This window comes from Tsuneonella flava, assembly GCF_002870965.1.
GTDB lineage: Bacteria > Pseudomonadota > Alphaproteobacteria > Sphingomonadales > Sphingomonadaceae > Tsuneonella > Tsuneonella flava.
The window spans coordinates 58,396-80,544 of sequence record NZ_PHSO01000009.1 but is presented as its reverse complement, the minus strand read 5'-3'; the positions used below and the strand labels follow the sequence as shown (position 1 = coordinate 80,544).

The following is a 22,149-nucleotide window of genomic DNA, read 5'->3' as shown; positions in this document are numbered from 1 at the left end:
CTGACCGCACATTTGGCAAAGAGCGGGCGATGGATTGCCGCATCGCCTGCAACTCCGCGCAATAACGCACAGATGGGAGGGAGGCGCACTCGCCCCACTTCTCTCCATCAACCGCTCGCAATCGCGACCTGAAACGCGGGCACCGCCCGATTTATGCGTAAGGCGGCTTGTCCAGCCCCTTCGGGCTCAGCGTGAAGATCTCGCAGCCATCCTCGGTGATACCGATCGAATGCTCGAACTGCGCGGACAGGCTCTTGTCGCGCGTCACCGCGGTCCATCCGTCGCTGAGCAGTTTGACCCACGGTTTGCCGAGGTTGATCATCGGTTCGATGGTCATGAACATACCGGGCCGCAGTTCGGGGCCGGTGCCTGCCTTGGCGGCGTGAACCACCTCGGGGGCATCGTGGAACAGACGACCCAGACCGTGACCGCAGAATTCGCGGACCACGCCATAGCGGAACTGTTCGGCATGGGCCTGAATCGCCGCGCCGATATCGCCCAGCCGCGCACCGGGCTTCACCTGATCGATACCGATCATCAGGCATTCATGGGTCACATCGACCAGCCGCCGCGCCTTGAGCGAAACATCGCCCACCAGATACATGCGGCTGGTGTCGCCGTGCCATCCATCGAGCAACGGAGTCACATCGATGTTGACGATATCGCCGTCTTTCAACTGCTTGTCGCTGGGGATGCCGTGACACACCACGTGGTTGATCGAAATGCAGCACGAATGGGTATAGCCGCGATAGCCAAGCGTAGCGGGCACCGCGCCGCCATCGAGCGTCATCTGCCGCACGACATCGTCCAGCTCTGCCGTGGTCACGCCGGGCTGCACCATCGGCGCAAGTGCGTCGAGGATTTCCGCAGCCAGCCGCCCGGCCCGGCGCATTCCTTCGAATGCCTCCGGGCCGTGGATCTTGATGGTGCCGTCTCGGATGACGGTTTCGTCGCCTGTAATGGTCTGGTATTCGGTCATACCCGCCCACTTAGCGATTGTGCGCGCGAATTGCTACTTCGCAGCGAACGCGCCCTTGTATTCGGGCTTCACCGTGGCAAGCACAGCCTTGGTCACCGGCAGGGTCAGTTCGTAAGCCCCTTCCGCGTAAGGCCCGGCAACATACGGCCCGAAATAGATGCCGATCCGGTCAAACGCCTTGCCATTGCTGGAACCGACGAAAACCGTTGAATCTTTCACGTGCTGACAATCGTCGAACCCGTAATCCGAACCGGGCGCGTCGGGGCCGCGCTTCTTGGCACGTTCGGCATCGAGCGCCTTGCACAGTGCCGGTTGCAGCGCCTTGTCCAGCGCAGCGGCGGACGTGAACATGTCCACACCTTTCACCAGCTTCTTGGAGCTTTCGACCCACACGCTCGATTCGCGACCGTACATCCCATGTGCGCCACCGGTGTAGGAGGACAGGTCCGCCGAAATACTCAGATAACCGGGCACACTGGCCACGACCTTCCATTCCTTGCCATAGCTACGGCTCTTGCATGAGGCACAATCGGGGGGAGAGTCCGCCAGTGTTTCCGCGAAACCGGCGCGCTCTTCCTTAAGGGCTGCCTCGCTATCCTTTTTCAGCAGAGCAGCCAGTTCAGGGTGTGCAGAAACCGCTGCCGGCCATGCATAGACAAATTCCCACTTGCCACCGTCTTTCTCTTCCGTTTTCTGGATCGAAACACCCTTTGCATCGTCTGCAATAGCAGTGGCGGAAGCGGTTGCGGCACTGGAGGCCGGGGCGTCGCTCGGCACAGCACTGGCAGCGTCGGATGCAGTCTGTTCCTTGCCAGAACAGCCTACAACGGCCAACGCAATTGCAAGCGACAATAATGAACGAACAGGCATTGGCATTCTCCGGTAAAGCATCAATATAGAGCGCATATGAACAGCAAAAACCAACTGGTCCAGCCCGATCGCGGACAAGACGCGATAGTAATCCATCTCGTTAACCAGAACAGCTTCGGCAACTGGATGAAATCGCTAACCGTTGGCCAGAAGGCCACACTCGCGGCACAGAATTTCACTGGAAATGGTTACCAGACCGCTATCGTTCCCGATGGCGACAAATGGTTCGCAGTGGGCGGCGTTGCCGACCCGGTTGATCTGTCGAGCTGGTGCCTGGCCAAGCTGGCCGAAACACTGCCTGCCGGGACATATCGCCTCGCCACCGGCAGCCCCGGACCGGCGCTGTTCGGCTGGCAGACCGCACAATATCGCTTCACCCGGTATTACGACTCGCCCGACGCCACCGGCCCGCGCATTTTGCTGACCAAAGACGCGAAAGCCATCGATGCGGCTGTGGCAGAGGCAAAGGCCGCGATGAAAGTCGCCGATCTGGTCAATACCCCGGCGGAAGACATGGGGCCCGCAGCGATAGAGGCCGAATGCGAAGCGCTGGTCAAAACCCACAAAGCCAAGCTCTCCGTCGTGAAGGGCGATCAGCTCGAACGCGAATATCCGATGGTGCACGCCGTCGGCCGAGCCGCCGCGCGCGAACATGCGCCGCGTCTGCTGCATCTGACATGGGGGGATGAAAGGCACCCCGTACTGGCGCTGGTCGGCAAAGGGGTGTGCTTCGATTCCGGCGGGCTGGATATCAAGGGGGCCAATGGCATGGCTCTGATGAAGAAAGACATGGGCGGCGCGGCCCACGCCATCGCGCTGGCCGGGCTGGTTATGAACGCCGGGCTGAAAGTGCGACTGCACCTGATCGTTCCCGCAGTGGAGAACGCCATCGCAGGCAATGCCTTCCGCCCCGGCGATGTCCTGCACAGCCGCAAGGGGCTGACAGTGGAAATCGGCAACACCGACGCCGAAGGTCGCCTCGTCCTGGGCGATGCGCTGACCCGCGCGAGCGAGGAAAAGCCCGACCTGATTATCGATTTCGCGACTCTGACAGGCGCCGCGCGTGTCGCGCTCGGCCCCGATCTGCCCGCGCTGATGACACGGCGCGATACCACGGCAGAGGCGCTGATCGCGGCGGGCAAGGCGCATAACGACGAAATCTGGCGCCTGCCGCTGCCGGCTGCCTATGTCGAATATCTCAAATCCGACATTGCCGACACCGGCAACGCCGCCAGCAACGGCTTTGCCGGCGCCAGCGTAGCCGGGCTGTTTCTCGACAAGTTCGTAGGCGACGATATCGACTGGGCGCATTTCGACACATTCGCCTGGCGACCGGCGGCAAAGCCGGGACGGTCCAAGGGCGGCGCGGCGCTGGGCCTGCGTGCAGCATGGCACATGCTGTGCCAGCGGTATGGCTAAATCGCGGACATACAAGCGTTGTCAGGTGTGCCGATAAAGATCCATTTTCGAGCCAATAGGGGGCAACTCGCGCGGTGCGCTTGCCCGCACCGCCACCACAGTATAAGCGCGCAGATCGTTTACCCTTGGGGGCAATAATAGAAGTTTCGTGACGAATACTGGCGAATATACTCTGCCCGTCGGCCAGCTTTCGCTGTCCGGGCCTGTCGCGCGCCCTGAACCCGGCACTCTGCCACTGCGAGGCGACATTGCCCATATCGCATTGGCCAACCGCTATCTGGTCGCGGCATATGTCATTCCTATTCCTCGTGAAATCGGGGCAGCGGGGGCGCAACTGCTGCTCACGCCGTCGGACACCGCCGAAGTGGTCACGACGCTCGAACCGGGCGCCCGGTTCGAAGCGCTCGACTATGCGGGGGACTGGTGCTGGGGCTGCTGCGGGCCGGAAGGGCCGAGCGGCTATCTCCCCATCGCGCAGCTTGCCTGATCTGCCATGACCGCCAATGTATTTATCGACGGGGCCGTGGGCACCACCGGACTGGAAATCGCCGAACGGCTCGCCGGGCGCAGCGAATTTGCGCTCGTCACGCTGGACGAGGCACGCCGCAAGGATACCGCCGCCCGCCGCGAAGCGCTGAACGACGCCGATTTCGCGATCCTCTGCCTGCCCGACGAGGCCGCCCGCGAAGCGGTGGCGCTGATCGATCCGGCCAGCAAAGTGCGGGTGATCGACGCATCGAGCGCGCACCGCGTGGCCGACGGGTGGACGTATGGCTTCCCCGAACTGATCGGGCGCGACACTGTCGCCGGTGCCATGCGGGTATCCAACCCCGGCTGTTATCCCACCGGATTCCTCGCGCTGGTCGCACCGCTGGTGCGGGCCGGGCTGCTGCCTGCCGACTGGCCCTACACCGTCAATGCCGTCTCGGGATATTCGGGCGGTGGCAAGGCGCTGATCGCCCGGTTCGAAGCGGATCGGGACATTGCGTTCCGCGATTATGGCCTGACGCTGGATCATAAGCATCTGCCCGAAATGCAGCGTCACGCGGGGCTGGCTCACCTGCCGGTGTTCGCCCCTGCCGTGGTGCCCGCGCATCGCGGGATGGTGGTGGAAGTGCCTCTGCCCCTGGCCGCCATTCCCGGCGCGGGAAGCCCCGATGCGATGCGCGATGCGCTGGCGAAATTCTGCGGCGACAGCGCGATCGTGCGGATGGGCACCCCGCCCGACGATGGCGAAATCCTGCTGCGCGGATCGCGCGCGCCGGGCGACAGGCTGGAACTGTTCGTGTTCGCGCGTGCAGACGGTTCGCAGGCGCGGCTGATCGCCACTCTCGACAATCTCGGCAAAGGGGCCAGCGGCGCTGCGGTGCAGAGCCTCAACCTGATGGCTGGCCTGCCCGAAACCGCCGGACTCTCGCTCAGCGACTAAGGGTGCTGCCCAAAAAACAGGCACTGCCTGCCCGTTCCGGTGGCAGACATCGCCAACACTGCGGTATGCAGACAATTTTCGCTTGCCCGAACCTATACGAAAGTGCCCTTTAAACGCGCGTTTCGTTGCCCTAGGATCGCTGCATCGTCCCTTGGCACGATTCTTGAAGAATTAATTCCAAGGCAAATCCAGCCACCCGGCTGCATGGGGCGGAAACGTTCCGGGCAGACGGACCTTTCTGCGGGGGTCACGTGAAAAAGATCGAAGCGATCATCAAGCCGTTCAAGCTCGACGAAGTGAAGGAAGCGCTTCACGAAATCGGGGTGTCGGGCATCACTGTGCTCGAAGCCAAGGGTTTTGGGCGTCAGAAAGGCCACACCGAGCTGTATCGCGGCGCCGAATACGTCGTCGATTTCCTGCCTAAGGTAAAACTGGAAGTGATCGTGCCCGACGCCATCGCCGAACGGACTGTGGAGGCGATCGCGGGCGCGGCCCAGACCGGGCGCATCGGCGACGGCAAGATTTTCGTGTCCACTATCGACAGCGCACTCCGCATTCGCACCGGCGAGAAAGACGACGACGCGATCTGACGCGCCGCTCGCATCCGCCCTGCGGCGGATCGCAACCGAATTTCGAAAATCCCCCGGCAGACTTGCCGGGATATACTGAAAGGGATGATAAAAATGGCCTCTGCAAAGGACATCCTCAAGAAGATCAAGGATGAAGAGATCGAATGGGTCGATCTTCGCTTCACTGATCCCAAGGGCAAGTGGCAGCACCTCCAGATGCTCGCCGCCCCGCTTGGGGAAGACGAGCTGGAGCAGGGCCTGATGTTCGACGGTTCGTCGATCGAAGGCTGGAAGGTCATCAACGAATCCGACATGATCCTGAAGCCGGACCTCGACGCATGTTATGTCGAACCGTTCTCCGCCACGCCGATGTTGATCCTGTTCTGCGATATCGTGGAACCGTCCACCGGCGATCTCTATGCGCGTGACCCGCGTTCGACCGCCAAGCGCGCCGAAGCCTACGTGAAGGCCAGCGGTGTGGGCGACACCGTCTATGTCGGCCCCGAACCGGAATTCTTCATGTTCGACGACGTGAAGTTTTATGACGGTTACGAGGGTTCCGGCTTCAAGATCGACGACATCGAACTGCCCGGCAACACCAACCGCGATTACGAAGGCGGCAACATGGGCCACCGCCCGCGCGCCAAGGGCGGTTATTTCCCCGTGCCGCCGGTCGATAGCTGCATGGATATCCGCGCCGAAATGGTTTCGACGATGGTCGAAATGGGCCTGCCGATGGACAAGCATCACCACGAAGTGGCCGCCGCGCAGCACGAGCTGGGCATCACCTTCGGCACGCTGACTCAGACCGCCGACCGCGTGCAGATTTACAAGTACGTGGTGCAGATGGTCGCGCAGGCATACGGCAAGACCGCCACGTTCATGCCCAAGCCGATCAAGGCCGACAACGGTTCGGGTATGCACACCCACATGTCGATCTGGGACGGCAAGAAGCCGCTGTTCGCCGGTAACGGCTATGCCGGGCTGTCGGACACCTGCCTCTATTACATCGGTGGGGTCATCAAACATGCCAAGGCGCTGAACGCGTTCACCAACCCGACCACCAACAGCTACAAGCGGTTGGTTCCGGGCTTCGAAGCGCCGGTTCTGCTGGCCTATTCGGCGCGCAACCGTTCGGCATCGTGCCGCATCCCTTACGGTGCGGGCGAGAAGGCGAAGCGCGTGGAATTCCGGTTCCCCGATCCGCTGGCCAACCCGTACCTCGCGTTTGCCGCGCTGCTGATGGCGGGCCTCGACGGGATCCAGAACAAGATCCATCCGGGCGAAGCGATGGACAAGAACCTCTACGATCTGCCCCCGGCAGAGCTGGCAGAAGTTCCCACCGTGTGCGGATCGCTGCGCGAAGCGCTCGAATCGCTGGAAGCCGATTACGAGTTCCTGCTGAAAGGCGACGTGTTCTCGAAGGATCAGATCGACGCCTACCTCGAACTGAAGTGGGACGAAGTCAGCCGCTGGGAAACCACCCCCAGCCCGGTCGAATACGATATGTATTACAGCGCCTGAGCCAGCTAACGGCTCAATCGTTGCCGAAGAAGAAAGGCGTTCGGGAAACCGGGCGCCTTTCTTCGTGCGGGTATTGGCGTGCGGCTGGCGGCGTGCCCGCTCCGGCGGTAACGGTTTCCTACAGGCGGTGCGCTCGCCCATAAACAGGCCGTGATCGCCACGCCGTGCCGGGGTGCCCCCTCCGATTGGGTCATTCCGCGATGCTCCGGCGCAGATTGAGGAGACAAAACCGAAGTCCACAGTGCCGCCCGACGAAACTCCCATAAACTCCTGTTTATTTGGTTCTTTCCTCCGAAAGTCACAGATTTCAAAACTCAAAGAACGGTCCATGTCTCCGCTCAGGAACAGGTGATTGGCCGGGATCGGCGTGGCGCGATGGATCGGGTTGCGAAGATCGACACGATGCCCCGTTCGCCCCACCCACGCCTCCTCGTCACCCCGGCCACCGAGCCGGGGTCCAGCTTCCTCTGGCCCGCCACAGGACAAAAAGCTGGGCCCCGGATCAAGTCCGGGGCGACGTAGTGAGGGGGCGATGGAGTCAGAGACAGCCGCCTTGTCTGCGCTGCCGACACCGGGCGGGTTTCCTACTCTCCGATCTGCTGCCAGATGGTGCGGCCTCATTCACCAGCGAAGGGGCCAGCCATGCACCGCAAGACCATTTTCGATACTGTCCGCCATATGCTCCGCCGGGGTTTCACCGGCAGCGAAGTGAGCGCGCTCGACACAGCTATCGATGCCGCATTAGCTGAAAAGCCAGTTCGCAGCGTGTCTGCCGATGGCATTGCGCTGATCAAACGTTTCGAAAGCTGCGCCCGTTTGCGCGGCGATGGCATGGTCGCCGCCTACCCCGATCCGGGGACCGGCGGCGCACCGTGGACCATCGGCTGGGGTGCAACCGGCAGCGGGATCGGCCCGGATACGGTCTGGACACAGGCGCAATGTGATGCCCGGCTGGAAAGCGATCTGGCCCGCTATTCAGCCGAAGTGACCGCTGCAATCGGACAAAGCCCAACTACGCAGGCGCAGTTCGATGCGCTGGTCAGTTTCCATTACAACACCGGCGCCATCGCCCGCGCCACTCTGACCGCCCGCCATAACGCCGGCGACTATACCGGTGCCAAAGCGGAATTCGCCCGCTGGAACCGGGCCGGTGGTCGCGTGCTGAACGGCCTGATTGCGCGGCGAGCGGCAGAGGCCAGACTCTACGGCAGCGAGTAGCACGCAAATCATTGAGTCTTCAGGTCGGAACAACCCGACAGGATCACCCGTTCTATCGGCCAAAGGAGACGATCATGCGTACCATACTAGCGGGTGCGGCGAGGCTGGCGTTTGCCGCTACCATCGGCGTGTTGCCGACGACTGCATTCGCTGCCCCCGGCGGCGGCCACGAAAACGGCAACGGCAAATCCGCCGACAATGGCCCCGCGATGAAGCAGGACAATTCCGCAAAGAACGACAAATCCAATCAGGGCCCGCAAAAGGGCCCGCAAAAGGACAAGACCGCCAACGGCCCTGCGATGAAGGCCGCACAAGCCGCCGCCGTGCGGGGTAACGGCAACAATGCCAAATCCGCGCCCGACAACCATACCCCCTCTGCCACGATGAAACCGGGCAAGCCGGACAAGGCCCAACACGCGGCTGGCAATAGCCCTGACCGCGGCAATTCGGGCAAAGCCATGCCGGTGAACAAAGCAGGTGGGAACAACGGTGCCAGGGGATTGGCCGACCGCAACGATCTGCGCGGTGCCGATGCCAGTCACCCTGTTCGCCGGGTAACGCGGATCGCGCATATCGACCGGACCATCAACCACGGCCTGATCGACGGGTGCCCGCCCGGCCTGGCTAAAAAAGGCACTGGCTGCACACCTCCGGGCCAGTTGAACAAACGCCCCGATACCTGGCATGCGTTTTACAATCGCCCGTCATGGTGGGGATATGACCGACTGTCGGGCAACGATTACCGGTATGACAACGGGTATCTTTATCGCATCAGCGGGGATTCGATCCTCGGCTATATCCCTTTGCTGGGCGGTGCGCTGTCGATCGGGAGCCAGTGGCCGAGCTATTACCGCCAGACTGAAGTGCCCGGCTACTATGCCGATTACTACAATCTGGGGCAGCCCGATGCGTATCGCTATGCCGATAACGTGCTGTACCGGGTCGATCCCGGCACGCAGGCGATCACTTCCATCGCCGCATTGCTGACCGGCGATGAGTTCAATGTGGGTCAGCCGATGCCTGCCGGATACGGCGTGTATAACGTGCCCTATGCCTATCAGGATCGCTACTACGACAGCCCCGATGCCCATTACCGCTATGCCGATGGCTATGTGTATCAGGTCGATCCCAAGACCCGGCTTATCACAGCCGCAATCGAGCTGTTGAGTTGAGGAGCCGTCCAATGAAAGCCACAAAAATGCTCGCCGCCGCTACGCTGGTCGGCCTGATGGTTCCGCTCGCCGCCTGTTCGGGCAATGGCGAAGAAACGTCGGACAAGGCCAGCCCCACTCTGGCCGATAAGACCACTCGCACCCTCGCCTCTGTCATCGCGGGGCAGAGCGAACTGTCGCAAGTGTCCGACGCGATGGCGGAAGCCGGGCTGGCCGGGGTGTTCGATGGCCCCGGCAGTTATACCGTGCTGGTGCCGGAAAACAGCGCGTTCGAGGCATTGGGCAAAACGGGCAAAACATTGACCGATGCCGCCCATCGGCCCGAACTGGTCGCGGTGTTGCGCGATCATATCCTGCCCGGCGCACTGACGACCGCGGCGATTGAAACCGCCATCGCGGAAAACAACGGCTCCGTCGAAATGCGGACGATGGGTGGCAACACTGTCACCTTCACGCAGGAAGACGGCAAGATCGTCGTCACGGGTGCGGACGGATCGCGCGCGACTCTCGACGGGCAGGCCATCGCTGCCAGCAACGGTGTGGCGATGCCGATCAGCGGGCTGCTGAAGAAAGCCGCTCCACCCGCCACAGCACAGCAGTAAAGCGGCTTTCCGCAGCACGATTCACCGGGCGGTTCACGCTGTGATTCACAGGGCGAAGATCAGTAATCCTTGCTGGCCTTCGCCCCGATTGAATCGCGCCCGATCGTCGAAATCGACCCCAGCAGCGACAGCCACGAGGTAATGCGGAATTCGACATTCGTGGCACTGTATCCGCGCCCGTCGGTGATGATTTCGACATAGAACTTGCGGCCGATGTTCTTGCCCAGCGCGACCGAGGTTTCACGGTTGATCGCCGGGTCCGCACTCACGATACGCAGGCGGTCCAGCCCGATAGCGCTCCGCAACTGGTTGATCGGGTCCAGCCCGCCGCCACCTTGCAGCGATGCGACCGCTGCACCCAGTTGCAGGGCATCGGTGGCCGAAAGGCTGGTGATCGATCCGCCAAACAGCAGGCGCGACAGGATTTCCTCTTCCGGGTAGGCCGGATTGGAGGAGAAGGTGATTTCCGGCTGCATGGCATTGCCCTGCACCTTCACCGTCACCGTCAGATCGTTCTTGGTCGTTTCGGCCACGATATCCAGGCGCGGATCGATCGGCACGCTCTCGTCAAAAGTGATCCGCCCGCGAGTCAGGTCGAACTGCGTGCTGGCGAAGGTATAGTCGCCGCGCACCACTTGCGCCCGCCCGCCGATGCGCGGATCGTCGGTCGTCCCGCGCAGGCGGATATCGGCATCCCATTCGCTGTCCAGACCCATGCCGCGCACATCGACCCCGCCTTCGGCGGTGGCATCGATCATATAGCGCCAGGGACCGGTGCGCGCCTGACGCGGTGCCAGATCGGGCGGGACGTTGATTTCGCGGGTGCGGATCTGCGGCAATTCCGATGCCGCCGTGGCCATCCCCATGCGCCAGCTGGCCCCGTTGACCCGCAGCCGCCCGGCAATCGTGCCGCCGAAGCCGCGCGATACGATCCGCATCGGCCCGGTGACGGTCGCGGTCAGACCGTTGGCATCGAGCAAGGCCGCGTTGCGCGCGGCCAGCCGCAAGTCGAGCTGCGGCCCGCGATCCGCGCTCATTTCGCTGAGATCGACCGTGCCGCTGCCGACAACGGTGCCGCCATTGGGCGCTGTGCCAGAGAATGAAGTGAGCCGCAGGCGCGAGCCGGAGAACGTACCGCGCGCTTTCACTTTGCTGATATCGGTGCCGGACAGCCCGCTCCGCAAACGCATGTTATCGCTCGCCAGCGATCCGCGAACCTGCGGACTGGACAGTGTGCCCGTCACATCAGCCGCCACCGATAGCGGCCCGGTGAGGTCGAAAGTGTTGATCGCCGCCAACCGCCACAGTGCATCCGCCGGACCGGAATAACGCAGTTGTGCGAACAGGCTACCCGCCCGCAACCGATCGGCCAGCCCGCCATCCTGTGGCAAGCCCGATATGCGGCCCTGCAACCGGCCCAGCCGCTTGCCATCGGCATCGTCGATCACCGCGCGGGTGGCGAGTTGATCCTGCGTCAGCTTGAGCACCAGCGCCAGATCGACCGGCCGCGAGGTGAGCACAAGGCCCGAACGCGATAGGCCGTCGATCTTCACCCGCGCTTCGCCGGTGGGCAGACCGCCCCGTTCGCCCGCGATATCGACTACGCCTGAAATCTTGCCATCCAGCCCCAGATCGGCCCCGGCAATATCGGCCAGCGACAGCGGCATATCCGCCAGTTGCAGGCGACCGGCCACTTGCCCGTTATCGAAAGTGCCCTGTGCGATCATCGCGCCGCCGGCAAAGTTGACCTGTGTCGGCTGCAACTGCCAGCCGCCATCTTCCTGCTTCACCACAACGGCGCGGCGCGGCATTGCAATCGGCTTGCCGGCATAGCTGCCGCGCGCGGCCACGGCATAGCGTTCGGGCGCAATCTTCGCATCGAGCTGCAACACGAACGGGCTGCCGCGTCGCCCTGCCAGCGCCGCTGTGGCCGTGCCGCTGCCGTTCACCAGCTTCGCCTGCGCCGACATCCGCGACAGATACATCCCGTCGTAACCGATGCCTTGCGCCACGATATTGCCGTTGATCGTGCTCGACCCTTCTTTCAGCAAGCCATTGCCTGTGATCGTGGCGCTGGAAATCGATAGCGGTGTCTCGCCACCGAAGGCCGCCTTGCGTGCTTTCAGATCGACAGCGAACGCCTGCCCGCCATCGCGCGGGGAAATCGCGACTGTCCCGTCCAGCCCGCCGCCAGCCAGCGCCAGCGTACCATCGGCGCCGCCTTCGCCCAGCATGATTTCGCCGGTGACCGAAGTCTTCCACACGTCGAGCTTCTCGATCGCCAGCCGGGTCGGGCCATTGGCGGGGGAATAAAGCCCCAGCGTGCCCGCGAACGGGCCGAGCATCGATTCACCCTTCGTCTCGATACCGAAGCCGCCCTCTATCGGGGCGAGCGCGACGCGCACATCTTTCAGCCCGGCAGCAGGCAGCGGATCGGCAAATACCAGCACCGCTTCCGGCCCGCGGCTGGTATATCCGCCCTCGACCGTGAACGGGCCGTAATCCGCGCTCTTCCCGCTGCCGCGTAACGTGCTGCGGTCTGGCGCAACAGTGCCATTGGCAGAAAGTGTCAGCTTAGCTGCATTGAGCCGCAGATTGCGAAGCGTGATCGCGGTGTTGGCCGCCATCGTCACCCCGCCGCGCAACCGGATATCCGGCCCGGCCACGTTGGCGATGGTGCCATTGGTCACGCGCGGAATGCGTCCCTGGAAATCGGCGGAAAGCGTCCACGGTCCCTGCCCGTAAGCGAAATCGATATCGGCAGCGGCATTGAGCTTACCGACATTATCCAGCGCCAGCCCGTTGGCCACCACCGGGCCGGTCAGCCGGTAAGTGCCCTTGTCGGTATCGCCCGCCAGCGCGAGCTGCGCCTCCGCACCGGGGAATTTCAGAGCCAGCCGGTCCGATGCCAGCTTGCTGCCAGCATAAGTCACTGTGCCGTTGAGTGTGCCGCCGATCAGTCGCGGATCGACTTGCGCCGATCCGGTGGCCACCCGGCCCACAGTCGCATTCAGCGGCAAGACCCAGCGCGCACCGTCGTATGTCGCCGTGCCTTTCTGCACTACGTCGCTCAACTGCGTCGTGCCGGATGCGAATTTCGCCAGCGACAGCGTGTGCGCGATAGACAGGTCGCGGAACTTGCCATCCAGCACCGCCTTCAACGTCAGCCCTTCGATCCGCGAATCCGGGCCGAGCAGCCCCGGATCGGTCAACTGTGCATCGACCGCGAGCTTGCGCGCCAGATTGTTGCCCAGATCGAGCGTACCGTTGGCCGTGCCGCGCAGCCCGCTGGCAACCAGTTGCAGCTTCCCATCGAGCACACTGTTATCGAGCCTGCCAAGCCCAAGATAGGATACTGTCTTGCCCGCCAGCCGCGCGGGAATGCCATCGAGCAGCGGCGCAGGCTGTGCCTGCCCGGCAATCGAATATGTTCCGGCATAGTTCCTGAGCTGGAACGCGACAAACGGCGCACCGTCGCGGGTGACGACCCCGCCGCCCTTCCACTGGGTCCACGTGCCATTGCCGAACACTTTGCCGCGATATCCGGCATCGGCACCGATCAATCCGGCCAGCACCCCATCTTTGGCGGCGACATAATCGGCATCGATATCGAATTTGTCCCCATCGGGTTCGGCATCGATCAACGCATGCAGCCGGTCTTCCGCGCCCAGCTTGCCATCGGCCTTGAGATAGACTTTGCCGCTGCGAATATTGGCCTGCGCCAGCAGGTTCACTTTGTGCGATTTATCGCCCGCGATCCCCTTGGCAATCGTCAGATCCCTGATTTGCAGGCGATCCACGCGGATATCGAAATTGGGCAGGATCGGTGCATCGGGATCGCCGGGCAGAAGCTGCGGCTGGCGCAGCAAAGTGCCGCGATGCGTCACCAGTTCGCGCACGTCGAGCCCACTCGAAAGCCAGTGGAGCGGTCGCCAGTCGAGATCGACCCGCGGCACCCGCAGGAACGGCCCCTTCGGATCGGACAGCGTCACATCGTGCAGCGTGGCGGTGCCATACAGATTGCCATCGATCCGCCCGATCTTGACCCGCAGGCCCGATGCCGGTGCCACTTTGGCGATCTGATCGACCACGAAACGGTGCCCGATCGGACTGTTGAGGATTGCGACACCGGCGGCGATCAGCAGAGCGATGCCAACCACAATTCCGATGGCCCATTTGCCCACCCTGCGGCCCAGCGAACGGCGCGGCGCGGCAGCCTGCTCTGCCCCGGTTTCGGGCGCAGTGTCCGCTACCGAATCCGTATCCGGCTGTGGAGTTTCGCTGTCGCTCATCAGAATGCCTGCCCCAGCGATACATACACCGCGACCGGCCCATCGCCCGGCTCAGGATTGAGCGGCGTGGCCACATCGAACCGCAGCGGGCCGAACCCGGTCAGATAGCGCACCCCGATCCCGGCGCCGACGCGAATATCTTCGAGTGTCGGCGTCACGCTCTGGCTGACAGATCCGGCGTCGACGAACGGCACGACTTGCAGCGCACCGCCGAAGAACCCGGTCTTGATGCGCGCTTCGAACGAAGCCTCGACCAGCGATCGTCCGCCAGTGTTCGCACCGAACTCGTCACGCGGACCGATCGCGTCGTAACCATATCCGCGCACCGATCCGCCGCCGCCAGCGTAAAAGCGCCGCGACGGAGCGATTTCGTCGAGCGGGGCACCAGGGATCGAACCGACTCTGCCACGCGCGGCCAGGATCACCCGACTGCCGACCGATTTGTAAATCGCCGCATCGACCTGACTGCGGACATAGAAACTCTGCACCCCATTTCTGCTCGACACCTCGGGCGAGAGCTGGCCAGCGATGCGGAACCCCTTGGTCGGGTTCAGCAGATCGTCCGAAGTGTCGAACTCAACCATTCCGGGGATTGCCGCGATGAAATAAGTATCCAGCGGGATGACAAGGCCCAGTTCGGGAATCTTCAGTCGTTCTTTCGTCGCGACAAGCGCCATCCCGATGCTCCAGCTAAACGGTTTCTGGAACAGCAGAGTCGATGTCTTCTCCAGCGAACCGATCAGCGAAAGGGTGTTCGCGTCATACGCATCGGTATCGATTGTCGATCCATAGGCATCGACAGTGAGGACTTTATCGCGACCGTTGAAGTTGTTCTTGCGGAACGTCACGCCCAGCAATTGTTCACGCGTCCCGGCAATGCCGCGCACCCGCAACATCCCTTCGGGCGGGAACAGGTTGCGGTGTTCCCAGCTCGCCTCGACACGGACGCCCTCGCCCGTGCCATAGCCGATCGAGCCGGCAATCGTCCGCAACTTGGCCGGTGTCATCTCGACATCCATCGCCACAGTGCCCGGCGCATCCCCTTCCGGTTGAGTCACCGCGCGCGGAGTGATCGTGACCGTGGATACCAGCCCGGTGGCCACAATGGCCCGGCGCAAATCGGTCGACAGGCTGCGCTGATACACGTCGCCCCGGTCGAAACGGGCGATTTTTTCCAGATGGCGGCTCGACAGGAAGTCGGGCATTTTCGACACGACTTCACCGAACACGAACTTGCCATTCGGGCGAACCGGCATTGTCAGATCGCCTTCCACCCGGTCGTGATCGATCAGCAGCGACGGCGCGTTGATCGCAGCAAACGGATACCCGGTTTCGCCCAGCGCGGTGTCGAGATCGGCCTGCTCTTCCACGATCTTGTCGCTCGACATCGGATCGCCGGTCTGAATTTCGAACGCCTTACGCAGCGTTTCGGCATCGGGGGCGGTCGCCAGATCGCCCATATTGATCGCGCCGAACCGATAATGCTGCCCCGGAATGATGTCGAACCGGACCTGCGCCTTGCCATCCGCGGCGGGGCTGTCTCCGCTGTTATCTTCGACAGTGCGGATAATCTGCGCGTCGTAATAGCCATAGACCCGCAGCAAAGTGGCCAGCAGTTCTTCGTCCGACTTCGCACGGGCGGCGAGCTGCGCCAGATTGTCCCCATCCTTGTTCAGTTCGGCAATGGTCGACAGCGAACGGAACCGGTCGGTGAATTCGCCGCGTTTGGGGAACGCCGCTTCGTCTTTGGGGAAAGCGAGCTTCAGATTGCCTGCCACCGAACGGACATCGCCGTTTTCCAGTGTCGGGGCCTGCATATCTTCATCGAGATCGGCAAACTGGATCGTATCGTCCGGTTCCAGCGGAGCCAGTTGCGGCAGATCCAGTTCGTCGGGCCAGGGAATGGCGATCTGCGGCGCGTCGTCGAGCGGCGAGTCCGCAGCAAGACTTTCGCCCGCAATGGCATCGGCATCGGCACGAGCTTCCTGCGGCGCGCCTTGCTGCGCCCACGCCTCCGGGTCGTCGACAGCGGAATCGGGGATCAGATCCTGCAGGGTTCGCGGGGTGCGGCGCGGTCTGGCGGGATTGTCGGTGGCGGGGTTATCGGTGGCGGGATCGCCGGGCAGTTGAACCGTCGGCTCTACTGCCCCGGTCGCAGCCGCATCCTGATCTGTCGCCGGGTCTGCCGTGTTTGCAGCGACATCCTGCGCCACAGCACCCTGCGGCGCAGCCACGGCAGCCAGTGCCGCCGCGATTATCGTCAGCAAGCTACTGTGCGAAGCCCACTTGCGGGAGCGCGGCGTCTTTCGCGGCGCTGGCACGGGCATCGTCACGCGGGGGAGCGGCGACGGCGCGGGCAATAAGCGCGTCCTGCTCTGCCCGATCGAGTCGCCGCCAGCCATCGCGTTCAAGCAGTTCGAGTGGACGATAACGCACCTTGTATTGCATCCGGTCCGATCCTTCGACCCAATAGCCGAGGTACACAAACCCGAGCCGTTCGGCCGCGACCCGCTGGATGTGTTCGAGGATGATGTAATTACCAAGCCCGGATCGCACCTTATATTCCGGGTCGTAGAACGAATAAATCATCGACAACCCGTCACCCTGACGATCCGTCAGGCAGGCGCCTACCAGGCGACCCGCCTGCGACCCAATCGCGGGCTCCCTGTATTCTATAACGCTACTTGTTACCGGGGTATGCTCTACCATATCGGCATAATCAATATCATCCATCGCCGCCATGCCGCCGCCCGGATGGCGCGAAGCGAGGTATTTTCGCAACAGTTCGAATTGTTCCGAAGTCGCCCACGGGCGGCATTCGGTTGCGATCAGGTCGGAATTTCGCTTCAGGGTCCGCTTCTGTGCATTCGACGGGCAGAAATCGGCGGCCGGAATCCGCACCGAAATGCACGCCTGACAATCGGTGCAGCTGGGGCGATAGGCCACTGTCTGGCTGCGGCGAAAACCGATCCGGCCGAGCGCTTCGTTCAACTGGTCGGCATGCGGCCCTTTGAGTTCGGTGAAAACTTTGCGCTCGCTCCGCCCTTCCAGATAGGGGCACGGAGCGGGGCTCGTCACGAAGAAGCGGGGAAATCTGACCGGTGCCGTCACGGTGCGTGCTGCGCCCTCTTTGGAATGAAATGTCGAAGGGGGTTATGCCCCGCCGATGGCCACGGTAAAAGAGTCTTAACCATCTATCTTGGTTAACAAAGACTTATTTCGGGAAAAATAGCGAATCGCTGCCGGGAATCGCCGGGCGAGAGGGCCCGGCGATTCTCTGTTTCTGCAGATCGTTCGGCGGATCGAATCCGGTCAGTTCAGTTCAGCTCCACCGGGCTGACCGAATACCCCTTCGCCCGCAGATTAGCGATCAGTTCGCTGATCTGTTCGCCATCGCGCGCCTCGCACTCGATGTCGGTAATCAGCCCCTTGGCAGGCAGCGTGGTGAAGATGCGCTGGTGATAGATTTCGATGATATTCACGTTGTGGGCATCGAATTCGCGCATCACCTTGAACAGCGCACCGGGGCGATCCTGCAATGTGATCCGCAACCGCGCGAGACGGCCCGACCGCGCCAGATCGCGCAGCAGAACATTGGCGAGCAGCCGGGTGTCGATATTGCCGCCACACAGCACCAGCCCGATCTTGCGACCGGCAAAGCGCTCAGGATGCGACAGCACCGCGGCCAGACCGGCAGCGCCCGCCCCTTCCACCACGGTCTTTTCGATCTGCAACAGCAGACTGACCGCACGTTCGAGCGTGCCTTCTTCCACCAGCAGGATTTCGTCCACCCGCTTCGCGATCACTTGCGAGGTGAATTCGCCCGGCTCCTTCACCGCGATCCCTTCGGCCAGCGTATCGCCGCCGCAATCCATCTCGCGCCCGTTGATCTTCGCAAACATCGACGGGAACAGCGCGGCCTGCACCCCGACCACTTCGATGTTCGGATTGGTCGCCTTGGCCACTGTGGACATGCCCGAAATCAGCCCGCCGCCGCCGATGGGCACCACCAGACAATCGAGATCGGGGCGATCCTCCAGCATTTCCAGCGCGACAGTGCCCTGCCCCGCAGCGACTTTCGGATCGTCGAACGGGTGCACGAATGTCAGGCCCAGTTCCTGCTCCAGCTTGCGGGCATGGGCATAGGCTTCGTCGAAGGTTTCCCCTTCCTGCACGACTTTGCCGCCCACGCTTTCGGTCTGCATCACTTTCACCGTGGGCGTAGTGCGCGGCATGACGATCGTCACCGGCACGCCCAGTCGGCGCCCGTGATAGCTGAGCCCTTGCGAATGGTTGCCTGCCGATGCCGCGATCACGCCCTTGGCGCGCTGTTCATCGGTCAGTTGCAGCAAAGCGTTGAGTGCGCCGCGTTCCTTATATGCGGCTGTAAATTGCAGGTTTTCGAACTTGAGCCAGATTTCCGCGCCGCAAATTTCCGACAGAGTAATCGAATGCATCATCGGGGTCCGCACGACAGCGCCGCTAATTCGTTCCGCAGCTTCGCGTACATCGTCGATGGTCAGAGGCAGATCGTCTGCCGGGGCGATTGCGGTGTTGCTTTCGTTCATGATGGCGCGCGCCCTAGGGCATAACGCGCGCGGGGGGAACACGGCTTGTTTGCATTTGCATGTGCGAAAAACGCGCTATTGGAGTGGCCATGACTATCGTTCGTTCTTTTGCAACTGCCGTTGCCGCGCTTGCGGCCACTCTCGCCCCGGTCGCTCAGGCCGATACGCTGATCGACAATATTCAGGGAATTTCAGTCGATCGCGAAGGGAAAGTCACCCGTTTCACGGCAATGTGGATCGACGATGACGGGCGCGTGAAGCAATTGCTCGATCGGAAAGACAAGCGCCCCAAACAGACCGATTTCGCAGTCGATGGCAAGGGGGCCTACGTCATACCCGGCCTGATCGATTCGCATCTGCACATGATGGGACTCGGCTTTGCCCAGCTTACGCTCGACCTCAGCGATACGCAGTCGCTGGCCGAAGCGCAGGAGAAAATCCGCGCCTATGCCGCCAAACACCCTGACCGGCGCTGGATCGTCGGCGGCGGGTGGAATCAGGTGAGCTGGGGGCTTGGCCGGTTCCCCACCGCCGCCGAACTCGACGCTGCCGTGCCCGACCGGCCGGTACTGCTCGAACGGGTCGATGGCCATGCCGTGTGGGCCAACAGCGCCGCGATGGCGGCCGCCGGGATCACCGCCAAAACCGCCAACCCCGCTGGCGGGCGGATCGAACGGATCGCCGGTGGCAAGGCGCCCGCCGGGGTTTTCGTGGATCGGGCCACTGCGCTGTTCGACACAACCGTGCCCGCACCCCGCCCGGAAGATCGCGATCTGGCATTGGCGAAGGCGCAGGAACTGCTGCTGTCGAAAGGGGTGACCGCTGCCGCCGACATGGGCACCAAAATCGAAGACTGGCAGAGCTTTCGCCGTGCGGGCGACCTCGGCTGGCTGCGGATGCGGATCATGTCCTATGCCTCTGGCATCGATGCGATGGCGCTGATCGGCGGCCCCGGCCCGACCCCGTGGCTGTATAAGGACAAACTGCGCCTCAACGGGGTGAAGCTGTTTCTCGACGGGGCGCTGGGTTCGCGCGGGGCATGGCTGAAGCAGCCTTATGCCGACGACGCGGGCAATACCGGCCTGCCGCTGATGACCGGGGCACAGCTCCGCAATATGATGAGCCGCGCCGCGCTCGATAAATTTCAGGTGGCGGTCCATTCCATCGGGGATGCCGCCAATGCCGAAGTCCTCGACGCGATTGCCGAGCTGTCGGACACCTACAAGGGCGACCGCCGCTGGCGGATCGAACACGCGCAGATCGTAAGCCCGGCGGATATCGCGCGGTTCGGCAAATACGGCATCGTCGCATCGATGCAGCCGACCCATCAGACATCGGACCGGATCATGGCAGAGGCGCGGCTGGGGCCGGATCGGCTGGCGGGCGCCTATGCCTGGCGCTCGATCGCCGCGGCCGGGGGCCATCTGGCATTCGGTTCGGATGCCCCGGTGGAAGCGCCCGACGCATTCGCCGGAATCGCCGCCGCGATCAGCCGCACCGGCCCCGACGGGCAGCCGTTCGGCGGATGGATGCCGCAGGAGGCGATTACGCGGGAGGCCGCGCTGGCGGCCTATACATCGGGCGGCGCATGGGCGGGATTTGCCGAAGGGCGCTTTGGCGAACTGAAGCCCGGCGAATGGGCCGATTTCGTGATGGTGGATCGCGATCCGCTGATGGCCAGCCCGGCCGATATCCGCGCGACCAGAGTGCAGGAAACATGGGTGGGCGGCGAACGGGTCTATTCCGCGAAATAGAGGCTTTACGTCACGCGACGTTTACCAAAATGTAACTATAGCGGGTTACTCACCTGTCATAATCGCCACAGTTGGTGATTTTGTAAGGGAAAGCGCCCGATATCGGGAACCGACCCGTGCGATCGATGTTTGAACGGTTAAATGGGGCCTTCCGAAGAATTTCTGGCGCGCTATGGCATTCCTGCCACACTTACGGGAAAGCATAGCAAAATGCCGAAGTGCCTGAGAGGAATGAGCTGAATTATTATGGTTTTCCGAGGCGTAAATTATCGTTAAAATGAATTGATAGCCCGGAATTCAAGGTTGCCTGTGTATAGTGATTGGCATAGGGAACCATCCGACCAGATTTTGAATCGCTTCATCTAAGGAGATTGCAGAATGAAGTTCCGTAACCTCGCCGCAGCAGCAGCAGCAGCGACCCTCGTTACCGCACCTGTGGCCGCTCAGGCTGCTACTGCCGATCGCACTTCGGCCCCGTCGAAGGATGCCAGCGAACTGTCGGGCGGCTCGCTCGTTCTCGCAGTTCTCGCTGTTGCTGCGATCATCGCAGGCATCGTTATCGCCGTCGACGGTGGTGACGACACTCCGGTCAGCCCGTAGTCGCTGACTTCTCTTATGAAGCGAGAAACGGGGCTTTCGGGCCCCGTTTTTTATTGTCCGCCGCAAATGCATTGCGGGGCAATTCGCCGCAGGGCGATGCGCCATAGCGATACGCCCGGTGCGCCGATACAGCGGCGAACCCGGTCGCGCACGGCAATAAGGCCTTGTCATCCCTCCCCCATCGCGGCACCCCGATTCGCAATGGACCGATATCCCGACAAATTCGATCCGCAGGTCATGGCATCTGCGGCTTTTCAGCGCAGCCACACCGGATGGCTGGGCCTGCGATACAGCGATCACGGCGAAGACTGGGTGGAACTGGAGCTGCCCTGGCGCGCCGATCTGCTGGGTGACGAACGCCGCCCGGTGCTCGCATCCGGCCCGATCATCAGCCTGGTCGACATGGCATCGGGTATGGCCATCTGGACCGCAGCGGGCACATTCGTGCAGATCGCCACGCTCGACCTGCGGGTCGATTATAACCGGCCCGCGCGCGAACATGCCTCTGTCTTCGGGCGCATGCGCTGTTACCGCCGCACCCGCTCGGCCATGTTCGTGAACGGCATCGCGCACGATGGCGATATCGACGATCCCATCGCACACGTCGCCGGGGTGTTCATGGTCATCCGACCGACGAAGGGGGACGTGCGATGGAAGAACTCCTGACGGCATATGCCCGCTCGCTGGGCATTCGCGTGGTGGGCGAACGTGACGGCGCGCCACTGTTGCAGATCGATTTTTCCGCCGACGTAGAGGGGCGGCCCGGCGCCTATCACGGGGGCGCCACTGCGGGCCTGCTGGAAACTGCCGGATACGCCGCTCTGCATAGTCGGCTGCGCGAACTGGGCCGCGATGCCGCGCTGAAACCTATCAACATCACCGTCGAATACCTCTCCGCCGGTCTGCCGCAGACCAGCAATGCCCGCGCCCGCATCGTCCGCCTCGGCCGCCGCAACGCCAATCTGGTGGTCGAAGCCTGGCAAAGCGATACGGACAAACTGATCGCGATGGCGACAATGAACGTGCTGATCGTGGACGAGGAATAGCGGACGGCTTTTTGCTGGACGCGACGCAGCATTGCAGCGCCCGACATCGCCTCAACGCACCAGGTCACCCCGGCACACCCCCACCCGCTCGTCATTGCGAACGCAGC

The 22,149-nt window shown here is 62.7% G+C and carries 18 protein-coding genes; 12 read left to right on the top strand and 6 right to left on the bottom strand.

All coding sequences use genetic code 11. The features are described 5' to 3' along the window. Positions 1-151 precede the first annotated feature (151 nt). Entirely contained in the window at positions 152-979 is an 828-nt protein-coding gene (map, locus tag CV013_RS13930) for a type I methionyl aminopeptidase (RefSeq protein WP_102156309.1), read from the bottom strand. A gap of 33 nt (positions 980-1,012) precedes the next feature. Beyond that, positions 1,013-1,849: a DUF3298 and DUF4163 domain-containing protein gene (locus tag CV013_RS13925; RefSeq protein WP_102156308.1), complete on the bottom strand. Its 837-nt coding sequence runs from the start codon at positions 1,847-1,849 to the stop codon at positions 1,013-1,015. A 36-nt stretch (positions 1,850-1,885) separates the two neighbouring features. On the opposite strand from CV013_RS13925, the gene CV013_RS13920 reads away from it, so the two are divergent. From CV013_RS13920 to CV013_RS13885, 8 genes are all read left to right on the top strand, one after another. Beyond that, positions 1,886-3,268: a leucyl aminopeptidase family protein gene (locus CV013_RS13920; RefSeq protein WP_102156307.1), complete on the top strand. Its 1,383-nt coding sequence runs from the start codon at positions 1,886-1,888 to the stop codon at positions 3,266-3,268. Between the two features lie 148 nt (positions 3,269-3,416). Beyond that, positions 3,417-3,755 (top strand): hypothetical protein, encoded by a 339-nt coding sequence (locus CV013_RS13915; protein ID WP_102156306.1) that lies wholly within the window; start codon positions 3,417-3,419, stop codon positions 3,753-3,755. Positions 3,756-3,761: 6 nt separating this feature from the next. Beyond that, positions 3,762-4,697 (top strand): N-acetyl-gamma-glutamyl-phosphate reductase, encoded by a 936-nt coding sequence (argC, locus tag CV013_RS13910; protein WP_102156305.1) that lies wholly within the window; start codon positions 3,762-3,764, stop codon positions 4,695-4,697. Positions 4,698-4,948: 251 nt separating this feature from the next. Beyond that, positions 4,949-5,287 carry a P-II family nitrogen regulator gene (locus CV013_RS13905; protein WP_102156304.1) on the top strand — a complete coding sequence of 113 codons (339 nt, stop codon included), beginning with the start codon at positions 4,949-4,951 and terminating at the stop codon, positions 5,285-5,287. Positions 5,288-5,380: 93 nt separating this feature from the next. Next, complete coding sequence (glnA, locus tag CV013_RS13900) at positions 5,381-6,790, top strand: type I glutamate--ammonia ligase (RefSeq protein ID WP_102156303.1); 1,410 nt, start codon at positions 5,381-5,383, stop codon at positions 6,788-6,790. Positions 6,791-7,432: 642 nt separating this feature from the next. Beyond that, a complete protein-coding gene (locus CV013_RS13895) occupies positions 7,433-8,008 on the top strand; it encodes a lysozyme (RefSeq protein ID WP_102156302.1) in 576 nt (191 codons plus the stop codon). A 74-nt stretch (positions 8,009-8,082) separates the two neighbouring features. Next, positions 8,083-9,180 carry a hypothetical protein gene (locus CV013_RS13890; protein WP_102156301.1) on the top strand — a complete coding sequence of 366 codons (1,098 nt, stop codon included), beginning with the start codon at positions 8,083-8,085 and terminating at the stop codon, positions 9,178-9,180. Between the two features lie 11 nt (positions 9,181-9,191). Continuing rightward, positions 9,192-9,782 (top strand): fasciclin domain-containing protein, encoded by a 591-nt coding sequence (locus CV013_RS13885; RefSeq protein WP_102156300.1) that lies wholly within the window; start codon positions 9,192-9,194, stop codon positions 9,780-9,782. A 59-nt stretch (positions 9,783-9,841) separates the two neighbouring features. On the opposite strand, the gene CV013_RS13880 is transcribed toward CV013_RS13885, so the two are convergent. The 4 genes from CV013_RS13880 to CV013_RS13865 all read right to left on the bottom strand — a co-directional run bounded on the left by CV013_RS13880 (position 9,842) and on the right by CV013_RS13865 (position 18,642). Beyond that, a complete protein-coding gene (locus CV013_RS13880) occupies positions 9,842-14,074 on the bottom strand; it encodes a translocation/assembly module TamB domain-containing protein (RefSeq protein ID WP_102156299.1) in 4,233 nt (1,410 codons plus the stop codon). Beyond that, positions 14,074-16,341, bottom strand: a complete 2,268-nt coding sequence (locus CV013_RS13875; RefSeq protein ID WP_223805400.1) for an autotransporter assembly complex protein TamA — start codon at positions 16,339-16,341, stop codon at positions 14,074-14,076. Before CV013_RS13875 ends, CV013_RS13880 begins: the two co-directional genes overlap by 1 nt. Before the next feature lies 1 nt (position 16,342). Next, a complete protein-coding gene (locus CV013_RS13870) occupies positions 16,343-17,185 on the bottom strand; it encodes an arginyltransferase (protein ID WP_102156297.1) in 843 nt (280 codons plus the stop codon). Between the two features lie 206 nt (positions 17,186-17,391). Next, on the bottom strand, positions 17,392-18,642 hold the full coding sequence (locus CV013_RS13865; RefSeq protein WP_102156296.1) for a threonine ammonia-lyase: 1,251 nt from the start codon (positions 18,640-18,642) through the stop codon (positions 17,392-17,394). Positions 18,643-18,731: 89 nt separating this feature from the next. Here CV013_RS13865 and CV013_RS13860 point away from each other — a divergent pair, with 89 nt between their 5' ends. From CV013_RS13860 to CV013_RS13845, 4 genes are all read left to right on the top strand, one after another. Continuing rightward, positions 18,732-20,396, top strand: coding sequence for an amidohydrolase (locus CV013_RS13860; RefSeq protein ID WP_102156340.1), 1,665 nt, complete (start codon positions 18,732-18,734; stop codon positions 20,394-20,396). A gap of 378 nt (positions 20,397-20,774) precedes the next feature. After that, positions 20,775-20,996, top strand: a complete 222-nt coding sequence (locus tag CV013_RS13855; protein ID WP_102156295.1) for a hypothetical protein — start codon at positions 20,775-20,777, stop codon at positions 20,994-20,996. A 201-nt stretch (positions 20,997-21,197) separates the two neighbouring features. Further along, positions 21,198-21,662, top strand: coding sequence for a PaaI family thioesterase (locus CV013_RS13850; RefSeq protein WP_102156294.1), 465 nt, complete (start codon positions 21,198-21,200; stop codon positions 21,660-21,662). Beyond that, positions 21,647-22,042 carry a PaaI family thioesterase gene (locus CV013_RS13845; RefSeq protein WP_102156293.1) on the top strand — a complete coding sequence of 132 codons (396 nt, stop codon included), beginning with the start codon at positions 21,647-21,649 and terminating at the stop codon, positions 22,040-22,042. Before CV013_RS13850 ends, CV013_RS13845 begins: the two co-directional genes overlap by 16 nt. Positions 22,043-22,149 lie beyond the last annotated feature (107 nt).

Coding starts and splice junctions, on each gene's coding strand:
- map (WP_102156309.1), bottom strand. CDS start 979: ATGACCGAATACCAGACCATTACAGGCGACGAAACCGTCATCCGAGAC.
- CV013_RS13925 (WP_102156308.1), bottom strand. CDS start 1,849: ATGCCTGTTCGTTCATTATTGTCGCTTGCAATTGCGTTGGCCGTTGTA.
- CV013_RS13920 (WP_102156307.1), top strand. CDS start 1,886: ATGAACAGCAAAAACCAACTGGTCCAGCCCGATCGCGGACAAGACGCG.
- argC (WP_102156305.1), top strand. CDS start 3,762: ATGACCGCCAATGTATTTATCGACGGGGCCGTGGGCACCACCGGACTG.
- glnA (WP_102156303.1), top strand. CDS start 5,381: ATGGCCTCTGCAAAGGACATCCTCAAGAAGATCAAGGATGAAGAGATC.
- CV013_RS13895 (WP_102156302.1), top strand. CDS start 7,433: ATGCACCGCAAGACCATTTTCGATACTGTCCGCCATATGCTCCGCCGG.
- CV013_RS13890 (WP_102156301.1), top strand. CDS start 8,083: ATGCGTACCATACTAGCGGGTGCGGCGAGGCTGGCGTTTGCCGCTACC.
- CV013_RS13885 (WP_102156300.1), top strand. CDS start 9,192: ATGAAAGCCACAAAAATGCTCGCCGCCGCTACGCTGGTCGGCCTGATG.
- CV013_RS13880 (WP_102156299.1), bottom strand. CDS start 14,074: ATGAGCGACAGCGAAACTCCACAGCCGGATACGGATTCGGTAGCGGAC.
- CV013_RS13865 (WP_102156296.1), bottom strand. CDS start 18,642: ATGAACGAAAGCAACACCGCAATCGCCCCGGCAGACGATCTGCCTCTG.
- CV013_RS13860 (WP_102156340.1), top strand. CDS start 18,732: ATGACTATCGTTCGTTCTTTTGCAACTGCCGTTGCCGCGCTTGCGGCC.
- CV013_RS13855 (WP_102156295.1), top strand. CDS start 20,775: ATGAAGTTCCGTAACCTCGCCGCAGCAGCAGCAGCAGCGACCCTCGTT.
- CV013_RS13850 (WP_102156294.1), top strand. CDS start 21,198: ATGGACCGATATCCCGACAAATTCGATCCGCAGGTCATGGCATCTGCG.
- CV013_RS13845 (WP_102156293.1), top strand. CDS start 21,647: ATGGAAGAACTCCTGACGGCATATGCCCGCTCGCTGGGCATTCGCGTG.